At 72.0% G+C, this 10,735-nt stretch carries 10 protein-coding genes; 9 read left to right on the top strand and 1 reads right to left on the bottom strand.

What is annotated here, in order from left to right:
- A partial coding sequence (locus CQZ88_RS16485; protein ID WP_258008628.1) for an FAD-binding oxidoreductase occupies positions 1-910 on the top strand: 910 nt, incomplete at its 5' end.
- Between the two features lie 8 nt (positions 911-918).
- Here CQZ88_RS16485 and CQZ88_RS16480 read toward each other — a convergent pair.
- Positions 919-2,079, bottom strand: coding sequence for an FAD-binding oxidoreductase (locus CQZ88_RS16480; protein ID WP_006931236.1), 1,161 nt, complete (start codon positions 2,077-2,079; stop codon positions 919-921).
- Positions 2,080-2,321: 242 nt separating this feature from the next.
- On the opposite strand from CQZ88_RS16480, the gene clpB reads away from it, so the two are divergent.
- The 8 genes from clpB to CQZ88_RS16440 form a co-directional block, all read left to right on the top strand.
- Positions 2,322-4,877: an ATP-dependent chaperone ClpB gene (clpB, locus tag CQZ88_RS16475; protein WP_043796703.1), complete on the top strand. Its 2,556-nt coding sequence runs from the start codon at positions 2,322-2,324 to the stop codon at positions 4,875-4,877.
- 77 nt (positions 4,878-4,954) lie between these two features.
- The gene (locus CQZ88_RS16470) at positions 4,955-5,872 is read left to right on the top strand and encodes a DUF5666 domain-containing protein (protein ID WP_029545445.1); all 918 of its coding nucleotides are present in this window, start codon (positions 4,955-4,957) and stop codon (positions 5,870-5,872) included.
- Between the two features lie 30 nt (positions 5,873-5,902).
- Complete coding sequence (locus CQZ88_RS16465; RefSeq protein WP_029545443.1) at positions 5,903-6,562, top strand: hypothetical protein; 660 nt, start codon at positions 5,903-5,905, stop codon at positions 6,560-6,562.
- Positions 6,563-6,611: 49 nt separating this feature from the next.
- Positions 6,612-7,400: an SDR family oxidoreductase gene (locus tag CQZ88_RS16460; protein ID WP_029545441.1), complete on the top strand. Its 789-nt coding sequence runs from the start codon at positions 6,612-6,614 to the stop codon at positions 7,398-7,400.
- A gap of 108 nt (positions 7,401-7,508) precedes the next feature.
- Positions 7,509-8,141: a LemA family protein gene (locus tag CQZ88_RS16455; protein ID WP_102800044.1), complete on the top strand. Its 633-nt coding sequence runs from the start codon at positions 7,509-7,511 to the stop codon at positions 8,139-8,141.
- A 78-nt stretch (positions 8,142-8,219) separates the two neighbouring features.
- On the top strand, positions 8,220-8,759 hold the full coding sequence (gene pyrE, locus CQZ88_RS16450; RefSeq protein ID WP_006945331.1) for an orotate phosphoribosyltransferase: 540 nt from the start codon (positions 8,220-8,222) through the stop codon (positions 8,757-8,759).
- Between the two features lie 19 nt (positions 8,760-8,778).
- The gene (gene galT, locus CQZ88_RS16445) at positions 8,779-9,885 is read left to right on the top strand and encodes a galactose-1-phosphate uridylyltransferase (RefSeq protein ID WP_043796725.1); all 1,107 of its coding nucleotides are present in this window, start codon (positions 8,779-8,781) and stop codon (positions 9,883-9,885) included.
- Positions 9,882-10,735 (top strand): galactokinase family protein (locus CQZ88_RS16440; RefSeq protein ID WP_102800043.1); only part of this gene is annotated, 854 nt, incomplete at its 3' end. The genes galT and CQZ88_RS16440, both read left to right, overlap by 4 nt.

Raw genomic sequence — 10,735 nt, 5'->3', positions numbered from 1 at the left:
CAAGCACCTGTTCGAGGCGATCGTGGAGGTTCTCGGCGAGGCGGTCACGCCGGAGGTCGCGGCGGCGTGGGACGAGGTGTACTGGGAGATGGCGCGGGCCTTGATTTCGATCGAGGACGGGCTCTACCGGGACGCGGGTGTGGAGCCGGGACAGGTGTGGCAGCGTCTCGTGGTGACGCGGCGCGTCCAGGAGTCGCCGGACACGGTGTCGTTCGTGCTGGCGAATCCGGACGGGACGACGCTGCCGGCGGCCCGGCCCGGCCAGTACGTGTCGGTGGCGGTGCGACTTCCGGACGGCGCCCGGCAGATCCGTCAGTACAGCCTCACCCGAGCTCCGGAGCGCACCAGTTGGGGGATCACCGTCAAGGCGATCGGACCGAGCACGGCCGAGGACGGGACGGAGATTCCGGCCGGTGAAGTGTCGGTGTTCTTGCATCACAACGTGTTCGAGGGTGACGAGCTGGACGTGTCGCTGCCGTTCGGGGATCTGGTGCTCGACGACAGCAGCGACCCACTGCTGCTGATCTCGGCGGGCATCGGCTGCACACCCATCATCGGGATGCTGCACTATCTCGCGCGCACCGAAACCGACCGTTACGTCACGGTGCTGCACGCCGACCGGGCGCCGTCGCGGCACGCGCACCGGCAGGAACTGGTCGAGCTGGTCGACCGGCTGCCCGGCGCGAAACTGCACCACTGGTACGAGGACCTCGGTGTTCGGCCGGCTACCGACACCACCCGGCTCGGTCGAATCGACATGGACGAGATCGAAATCCGGCCGGATTCCCGGGTGTACCTGTGCGGTCCGCTACCGTTCATGGAGTCGGTCCGGACCTCGCTCCTGGCCCGTAACGTGCCGGAGGGCAACATCCGTTACGAGGTGTTCGGCCCCGACAAATGGCTGCCGTGACCCGCCGCCTACAGGGGGTCGAAGCTGATGTTCTGCCGCGGCGTGCCGCCGGCGGACAGTGCGTAGAGGGTGGTCTTGATCATCGACGGGGACCCGGCGATCTGGATCTGCCGATCGGCCCAGGAGCCGAACTGTGAGACCACCTTTCCCAGCTTGCCGTGCAGGGTCCGGTGCAGGCCCGGCGGCGGATCTTCCACGGGAACCGGGTGCCACCACGGGTTCTCGGTCTCCTCCACGACGGGCACGACCGTGAGCCACGGATTGGTGGTGGCCAGCTGCCACAGCGTCTGCAGGTCGTAGAGGTCGCAGGGGTACTTGCCGCCGAAGAACAGGTGCACGCGCGGGTTGTCGCCCCGCATGCCCATCTCCATCAGTTGCGCCCGCAGCGGCGCGAGGCCTGTGCCGGAGGCGATCATCAGCACGTCCTCACCGCTGTCGCGGTCGACGTGCAGGCCGCCGAGCGGCGGCCCGATCACCCAGCGGTCCCCGACGGAGGTGTCGCCGACCAGTGCCGGGCTGACCCAGCCGCCGGACACGCGACGGACGTGGAACTCGATCTGGCCGTACGGGTTCGGGGGGATTGCCGCCGACAGGTACCGCCACATGTGCGGCCGCTGCGGGATCTGCACGCTCATGTACTGCCCGGCGTGGTACGGGATGGGCGAGTCCGTCTCGAGCCGGATGATCGCCAGGTCGGGCAGCACCCGTTCGTGGCCGACGACGGTGGCGCCCCACGCGGCGGGCAGGTCGTCCTCGGCGGCGGCGGCGGCCATGGTGTCGACGACGTGGGTGATGACCCCGGACCACGTGCGGTCGAGGGCGTCGGTCCACAGGATGGGCGGGGTGCACTCGCGCACGGCGGTGTGCAGGGCCCGGCCGGCGGCATGGAAGTGGTCGGGCCGGACGCCGTACTTGCGGTGGTCGCGGCCGAGCTGGGTGAGGAAGGCGGTGACGGTGTCGGGGTCGCCGAGCCGGTTGATCGCCCAGCCGACGGCGGTCGCGAACCGCTGCCGCATCGTCTCCATTCCCGCGGGGAACAGCTCGCGGATGCCGACGGTGTCGCTCCACAGGGCGGTGTAGAAGGCCGTGGCGAAGCGCTCGGCGCCGCCGGGGGTCGCGACGATCGACGCGAAGCTGAGCTGGACACGGGCGACGGCGAAGGCCTCCACGCACCCTCCCGCTCGCCGTCTCTGCTGGTCGGCCGCCACTGTAGTCCCGCGGCGGTGTTTCGGCCACAATCGACGTCGAGCGGCTCGATGACCCCCGCGATGTGCCGCAGGTCACACGACTCGATAAAGTTGAGCGGAACAAACTCAACTTTGGGGCCGTTGAAGCATGCGAACGCCCGCGGCGGGAGGCTGGCGGGTGCAGAATTGATACCGGCTCGCTCAATGAAGGGAAGGGGTTCGCAGTGGACTCGTTCAATCCCACCACCAAGACCCAGGCGGCGATGACGGCTGCCATGCAGTCCGCGTCCGCTGCGGGCAATCCGGAGATCCGTCCGGCCCACCTGCTCGTCGCGCTGCTCGACCAGACCGACGGCATCGCCGCGCCGCTGCTCAAGGCCGTCGGCGTGGACCCGACCGTCGTGCACCGGGAGGCGCAGACACTCGTCGACCGGCTGCCCAGCGCCACCGGCGCCACCACCACGCCGCAACTCGGCCGGGAGGCCGTCGCCGCCCTGACCGCCGCGCAGCACCTCGCCACCGAACTCGACGACGAGTACGTCTCGACCGAGCACGTGCTCGTCGGCCTGGCCGGCGGCGATTCCGACGTCGCCAAGCTCCTCGTCGGGCACGGCGCCACCCCCGCCGCGCTGCGCGACGCGTTCACCACCGTCCGCGGCAGCGCCCGCGTGACCAGCCCGGACCCCGAGGGCACCTACCAGGCGCTCGAGAAGTACTCGACCGACCTCACCGCCCGCGCCCGGGAGGGCAAGCTCGACCCGGTCATCGGCCGCGACAACGAGATCCGTCGCGTCGTCCAGGTGCTGAGCCGGCGTACCAAGAACAACCCCGTGCTCATCGGCGAGCCCGGCGTCGGCAAGACCGCCATCGTCGAGGGCCTCGCCCAGCGCATCGTCGCCGGCGACGTCCCCGAGTCCCTGCGCGGCAAGACCGTCATCGCGCTCGACCTCGGGTCGATGGTCGCCGGCGCCAAGTACCGCGGCGAGTTCGAGGAACGCCTCAAGGCCGTGCTCGACGAGATCAAGGAATCGGCCGGGCAGATCATCACCTTCATCGACGAGCTGCACACCATCGTCGGCGCCGGCGCGACCGGCGAATCGGCGATGGACGCCGGCAACATGATCAAGCCCATGCTCGCCCGCGGCGAGCTGCGCCTCGTCGGCGCCACCACCCTCGACGAGTACCGCAAGTACATCGAGAAGGACGCCGCCCTCGAACGCCGCTTCCAGCAGGTGCTCGTCGGCGAGCCGAGCGTGGAGGACACCGTCGGCATCCTGCGCGGGCTCAAGGAGCGGTACGAGGTGCACCACGGCGTGCGCATCACCGACTCCGCGCTCGTCGCCGCCGCCACCCTCTCCGACCGGTACATCACCTCCCGGTTCCTGCCGGACAAGGCCATCGACCTCGTCGACGAGGCCGCGTCCCGGCTGCGCATGGAGATCGACTCGCGCCCCGAGGAGATCGACTCGGTCGAGCGCATCGTCCGTCGCCTCGAGATCGAGGAGATGGCGCTGCAGAAGGAGACCGACGAGGCCTCCAAGGACCGGCTCGAGAAGCTGCGCGCCGAACTCGCCGACGAACGCGAGAAGCTGAACCAGCTCACCACCCGCTGGCAGAACGAAAAGACCGCCATCGATTCGGTGCGGGGAATCAAGGAACAACTCGAGGCGCTGCGCGGCGAGGAGGAACGCGCCGAACGCGACGGTGACCTCGGCAAGGCCGCGGAGCTGCGCTACGGCCGCATCCCGCAGCTGGAGAAGGAACTGGAGAAGGCCGCCGCCGCGTCCGGAGCCGCCTCCGACGGCGACGTCATGCTCAAGGAGGAGGTCGGCCCGGACGACGTCGCCGACGTCGTCGCCGCCTGGACCGGCATCCCCGCCGGCCGCATGATGGAGGGCGAGACCGCCAAGCTGCTGCGCATGGAGTCCGAGCTCGGCAAGCGGGTCGTCGGCCAGGACGAGGCCGTACAGGCCGTGTCGGACGCGGTGCGCCGCTCGCGGGCGGGCGTCGCCGACCCGAACCGGCCCACCGGCTCGTTCCTGTTCCTCGGCCCCACCGGCGTCGGCAAGACCGAGCTGGCGAAGGCGCTGGCGGACTTCCTGTTCGACGACGAACGCGCCATGGTGCGGATCGACATGTCCGAGTACAGCGAGAAGCACTCCGTCGCGCGGCTCGTCGGCGCCCCTCCGGGCTACGTCGGCTACGAGTCGGGTGGCCAGCTCACCGAGGCGGTGCGTCGCCGCCCCTACTCGGTGGTGCTGTTCGACGAGGTCGAAAAGGCCCACCCGGACGTGTTCGACACGCTGCTGCAGGTGCTCGACGACGGTCGGCTCACCGACGGGCAGGGCCGCACCGTCGACTTCCGCAACACGATCCTGATCCTCACCTCGAACCTCGGTGCGGGTGGCGACCGGGAGCACATCATGGCGGCGGTGCGGGCGGCGTTCAAGCCGGAGTTCATCAACCGGCTCGACGACGTGGTGATCTTCCACTCGCTGACCGAGGAGCAGCTCGAGCAGATCGTCGACATCCAGCTCGAGCAGCTGGCCGGGCGTCTAGCGGCCCGGCGGCTCGCGCTCGACGTGTCGACCTCGGCCCGGTTCTGGCTCGCCGTGCGGGGCTACGACCCGCAGTACGGTGCGCGTCCGCTGCGCCGGCTCATCCAGCAGTCGATCGGCGATCAGCTCGCCAAGAAGCTGCTGGCCGGGGACATCAAGGACGGCGACACCGTCTCGGTGGGCGTCAGCGACGACGGCGACCACCTCGTGATAGGCGCCTGACGCCGCCGGTGCGTCCTTTGGGCTGCTGTGCCAGCCCAAAGGACGCACCGGCGCGCAGCGCCTAACCTGGAGGGACCATGACGAACCCGCACGATCCGCGCACCCCCCAGGAGCGCGCCTACTCGCTCGACGAGGGGCGTGCGGACGACGCGCGCGCGACGGGCACCGGCCGCACCGACCCGGACGCCGACGACACCCGGGTCCTGCACACCGCCGACCCGACCGAGGCGTACGGCCGTCCGCCCGCCAACCCCACCCTGGTCTACCCGGCGTACGACCCCCGGTTCGATCCGACGGCGGCGCCGCCCAACCCGACGCAGGCGTTCGAGCAGCCCGGCTCCTACGGGCCCCAGCCGCAGTACGCGCCGACCCAGCAGTACGCGCCGACCCAGCAGTACACGTCGGCGCAGCAGTACCCGCACACCCAGCAGTACGGGGCGGCGCCACCCACCCCGCCGCACACCGGCGAGTACCCGGCGCTCGACGCGAAGCCGCCCCGGCGGCGCCGTTGGGGCCTGATCCTGCTCGCCGCGGTGGCGCTGATCGTGCTGGCCGGCTTCGGCGGCTATCTGCTCAGCGGCGGCAGCGGCGACGACCCGCAGCAGCGCAGCGCGGCGGCCCCGACCACCACGACCACGGTGCCCCGGCCCGCGCCCACGACGCCCGCGCCCACCACCGACCCGGCCGTGCCCGGCCTGCCGTTCGAGCAGCTGCCCGGCGGGCTCGGCGACGTCATCGGCGCGGCCGGCACCGTCGTCGGCACGATCACCGCCAACGACGGCACCTCCCTCACGCTCAGCGGCATGGGCGGCTCGAGCGTCACCGTGCGGCTCACGCCCGAGACGCAGATCATGTCGCTCGCGGGCTCCGATCCGTCGGCGCTGCGGGTCGGCGACTCGGTCGTCGCGCAGGGCTCGCCGTTGCGGGACGGGGAGATGATCGCCGACACTGTGGTCAGCGCGTCCCTGCCGTCCTTCGGCGGTCCGGGCAACTAGAACGCGATAGGCTGACCCTCGATGACGGTTATGTGGTTCGGACTGGCGGCGATCGCACTCGCGGGTGCGCTGGTGCTGCTCTACATCGACCGCACGCGCCGCGAACAGTCCGGCCGCGTGCGCGAGATCTGGGCGCGCGCCCAGGGCTACAAGTACAGCGCCGCCGACGACACCCTGCCCGGGCACTGGCACCGGGCGGCCCTGGCCAAGCAGGAGTATCTCGGCGCGGTGGACGTGGTCCACGGCATCCGCCGTGGCGAGGAGTTCATCCTCTTCGACATCGAGGAGACCGCGACGATCGTCGCGGTGCGCCGCAAGGTCGGCTCCGACGTCGACATCGACCTGCGCCTGAAGTCGACGCCGCCGCCGAAGGACTCGGACATGAACCTGCTCGGCGCCATCGGTCCGCGCATCGTGTTCGCCACCGACCTCGAGATCGCCCGCCGCATCTGTGACCAGCGCATGGTCGCCTACACCGAGTCGATCCCGCCGCACGTGCAGATGCTGTGGAGCGAGGGCGAATGGACCCTCGGCTCGATCCCCGTGGGCAGCACCGGCCGGGAATGGGACTCGGCCATCGAGACCGTCGCCCGGCTCTCCGGGATCCTGCACGTGCTGCCCCCGATCGTGGAGCCGCAGGAACTCGACCGGGTCGCGCACGACCCCGGCCGCCCCTCCGCGCGGCACTGAGCCCACCGCGTCACCGGAAGCGGCCGGCGCGCTGCGCTAGCTTTAGCCCATGACTTCCGCTGCCACCCGGCCCGTCGCCCTGATCACCGGCCCCACGTCCGGCATCGGCGCAGGCTTCGCGCGCGCGCTCGCCGGCAAGGGGTACGACCTCGTGCTCGTCGCCCGTCGCGAGGAGAGCCTGCGGTCCCTCGCCGACGAACTGACGTCGCGTTTCGGCACCACCTCGGAGGTCCTCGCCGCAGACCTGGCCACCGAGGACGGCCGCGCCTCCGTCGCGCGGCGCCTCGCCGAGGGCGTGGAGATGCTCGTCAACAACGCCGGGTTCGGTACGTCCGGCGAATTCTGGACCGCCGACCCCGCTCTGCTGCAGTCGCAGCTCGACGTCAACGTCACCGCCGTGATGCAGCTGACCCGGGCCGCGCTGCCGCCGATGATCGCGGCAGGCAGGGGCAGCATCGTCAACGTCGCCAGCGTCGCCGGGTTGCTCTCCGGGCGGGGTTCGACGTACTCGGCGAGCAAGGCCTACGTCGTCTCGTTCACCGAGGGACTGGCCGGCGGCCTCGCCGGCACCGGGGTGCGGGTGCAGGCGCTGTGCCCCGGCTTCGTGCACACCGAGTTCCACGAGCGGGCCGGGATCGAGATGAGCTCGATCCCGGAACTGATGTGGCTCGACGTGGACACGGTGGTGCGCACGTCCCTCGCCGACCTCGAGGCCGGCAAGGTGATCAGCATTCCGGGCCTGCAGTACAAGGTGCTCACGACGGTGGGCCGGCTCGTCCCGAAGAACCTGGTGCGCAGGGCGACCAACCTGGTCGGCCGCGGCCGGGGACGGACGTAGGCCCAGCGCAGGTAACGGTCCGGACACGGCGCGCCGACACGGCGCGTCGCGACTCGGGCGCCCCCGCGGGCCCGCGGTAGATTTCGCCCTGTGACGTCTGTGGCTCTTGTGATTGTCGTTGCGGTCGTGGTGGTACTGCTGCTGTGGACGCGCGCCGCCGTCCGCCGCCTCCGGGTGCTGAAGATGCGCCACCGCGACAGCCTGCGGCTGCTGACCAACGAACTCGACGACCGCTACGACCAGGTGCCCGCCCTCGTCGCGGCCTCCGCCGGCGCCGGCATGGACCGCAGCCGGCTCAGCCCCGTCGTCGGAGCCCGCTCCCTGGCAATCGCCATGCGCGACCAGCGGCTGCCCCTGGGCGAGCGGGCCGCGGCCGAGAACACCCTGTCGGCGGCCCTGCACGACCTGATCGGCGTCCTCGACGGCGTCAACCACTGGCCGTTCATCCGCGTCGCCCGCGAGTTGCAGACCCGCGAGCAGCGCATCGCCGGGGCCGCCCGCGTCCACAACGACCTCGGCCGCGCCATCAACACCGCGACCACCACCTTCCCGGCCTCGGTGTTCGCGCGCCTCGCCGCGGTCGGACCCGTCCCGCTGTTCGAGGTCGCCGCCCCGCCCGCCCCCACCGCCGTGGCCCCGCCTGAGCCCGTCGCGACGGCTCCCGCCTCCGCCCCCGGAGGCGACGCGCCGACCGGCGGATCGGACGCGCCGACCGGCGGATCGGACACCGTCGCGGCCTGACCGTCGGACCCCGACTAGGCTCGTCGTCGCCGGCGCCCTCGGGGCGCGGCGTGGAACGAGAGACGGTGAGGGGTTGCGATGAGTGATCGCGAGGAGTTGGCTGCGCTGGTTCGCGAACTGGCGGTGGTGCACGGCAAGGTGACCTTGTCGTCCGGCAAAGAGGCCGACTACTACGTGGATCTCCGCCGCGCCACCCTGCACCACCGGGCCGGCCCGCTGATCGGCAAGCTCATCCGGGAACTGGTCGCCGACTGGGACTTCGACGCCGTGGGCGGCCTCACCATGGGTGCCGATCCGGTGGCGCTCGCGGTCATGCACGCCGCCGGCCGCCCGATCGACGCGTTCGTCGTCCGCAAGGCCGCCAAGGCGCACGGCATGCAGCGGCAGATCGAGGGTCCCGACGTGCTCGGCAAGCGCGTCCTGGTGGTCGAGGACACGACCACCACGGGCAACTCTCCGCTCACCGCGGTCAAGGCCCTGCGCGACGCCGGCGCGACGGTCGTGGGTGTCGCCACCGTCGTCGACCGGGCCACCGGTGCCGGCGAGGTGATCGCCGCGGAGGGCGTCGAGTACCGCTACCTGCTGGGCCTGCAGGACCTGGGACTGCAGGACGCCTAGGTTTTCCGTGGCCGGGCGGGTGCGACGGACCGCGACGCGCCTCGCGGACGGCCGGGAACTGTTCTATTTCGACGACACCGAGCCGTACGTCGGTGGTGGCGCGGTGCGGGAGCGGCACGACACGCGGCGGCTACCGTCGGCCGGGGCCGCGTCCGAACTCCGCTTCGACCCGCTGACGGGGGAGTGGGTGGTCTCCGCGTCGCACCGCATGGACCGCACCTTCCTGCCGGACCCCGCGGACTGCCCGCTGTGCCCCACCCGTCCGGGCCGGGCCGCCACCGAGATCCCCGCCGACGACTACGACGTGGTGGTGTTCGAGAACCGCTTCCCGGCCCTCGGGCCGGGTGGCGCCGTCGCCGGTCCGGTGGACGGCGACCCGCTGTGGCCGCGACGACCCGCGACGGGCCGCTGCGAGGTGGTCGCGTTCACCGCCGACCACGACGCCCGGTTCGCCGACCTGAGCGTCGCGCGGGTCCGCACGGTGTTCGATGCGCTGGCCGACCGCACCGCCGAACTCTCGGCCGCCCCCGACGTGCGGCAGGTGTTCTGCTTCGAGAACCGGGGCGCGGAAATCGGTGTGACGCTTCAACATCCGCACGGGCAGATCTATGCTTACCCGTTCCTGCCGGCGCGGTCGCAGGGGCTGGTGCAGCGGGCCCGCGCGCACCACGCCGCGACGGGCCGGCTGCTGCAACGCGACGTGCTCGAGGCCGAACGCCGGGCGGGCACGCGCATCGTGTGGTCCGGGCGGCGGTGGACCGCCTACGTGCCGGCCGCGGCGCGGTGGCCGATCGAGGTGCACCTCGCCCCGCATCGCGACGTGCCGGACCTCGCCGCCCTCGACGACCCCGAGCGCGACGAGCTGGCGGTGGCCTACCGGGAGTTGCTGCGCCGCGTGGACCTGTTCTTCGACGGCGTGGACCGCGTCCCCTACATCGCGGCCTGGCACCAGGCGCCGGTCGGCGACGAGCGACCGTACGGTCGTCTGTTCTGCCAGATCTTCTCGCTGCGCCGCGCCGCCGACAAGCTCAAGTACCTGGCCGGCTCGGAGTCCGCGATGGGTGTATGGATCAGCGACACCTCCGCCGAACGCATCGCGGCGCGACTGCGGGAGCTCGCCGGATGAAGGTGTGCGCGGCCGCGGCGGCCGAGTTCGCCCGGGAGTTCGGTGGGGTACCGGAGGGGGTGTGGTGCGCGCCGGGCCGGGTCAACCTGATCGGTGAGCACGTCGACTACGCCGGCGGGCTGTGCCTGCCCCTGGCGCTGCCGCAGGTCACGGCGGCGGCGGTGCGTCGCCGCGACGACGGGACGGTGCGGCTCGTCAGCGAGGGCTTCGCCGGTGCGTCCTTTGGGCTGCTCCAGCCGCCCAAAGGACGCACCGGCGGCTGGGCCGCCTACGTCGCCGGGGTGATTCACACGCTCGACCCGCCCGGGTTCGCGGGCGTCGACGTCGCGATCGCCTCCGACGTGCCGGTGGGGGCGGGCCTGTCCAGCTCGGCGGCACTCGAGGCGGCCGTCGCCCTCGCCCTGGCCGAGCTGTACGGGCTGCCGGTCGACGATGCCGGCCGGGCCGCCCTCGCCGCCGCCTGCACGCGGGCCGAGAACGACTGTGTCGGCGCCCCCACCGGCGGCATGGACCAGCAGATCGCGCTGCGCGGCCGGGCCGGTCGTGCACTGCTGCTGGACTGCGCGACCGGAGCGGTCGAGCACATCCCGATCGACCTGGAATCGCACGGCCTGGCGCTGCTCGTCGTCGACACGGACGCGCCGCACCGCCTCGTCGACGGGCCGTACGGGCAGCGGCGCCGCGACGTCGAGGAGGCCGCGCGCCGGCTCGGCGTGACGAGTCTGCGCGAGGTCGACACCGTGGCTGCGCTCGACGCGCTGACCGATCCGGTGCTGCGGCGCCGGGCCGGGCACGTCGTCACGGAGATCGCCCGGGTGCGCGCCGCCGTCGCCGCGCTGCGGGACGACGC

It is taken from the genome of Rhodococcus sp. ENV425, from assembly GCF_002887785.1.
GTDB classification, from domain to species: domain Bacteria; phylum Actinomycetota; class Actinomycetes; order Mycobacteriales; family Mycobacteriaceae; genus Rhodococcus; species Rhodococcus aetherivorans.
This window is presented reverse-complemented; position numbering and strand designations above follow the sequence as displayed.

What these genes read in the sequence shown, in the direction of transcription:
- CQZ88_RS16460 (WP_029545441.1), top strand. Translation starts at nt 6,612, where the DNA reads ATGACTTCCGCTGCCACCCGGCCCGTCGCCCTGATCACCGGCCCCACG.
- pyrE (WP_006945331.1), top strand. Translation starts at nt 8,220, where the DNA reads ATGAGTGATCGCGAGGAGTTGGCTGCGCTGGTTCGCGAACTGGCGGTG.
- CQZ88_RS16470 (WP_029545445.1), top strand. Translation starts at nt 4,955, where the DNA reads ATGACGAACCCGCACGATCCGCGCACCCCCCAGGAGCGCGCCTACTCG.
- CQZ88_RS16465 (WP_029545443.1), top strand. Translation starts at nt 5,903, where the DNA reads ATGTGGTTCGGACTGGCGGCGATCGCACTCGCGGGTGCGCTGGTGCTG.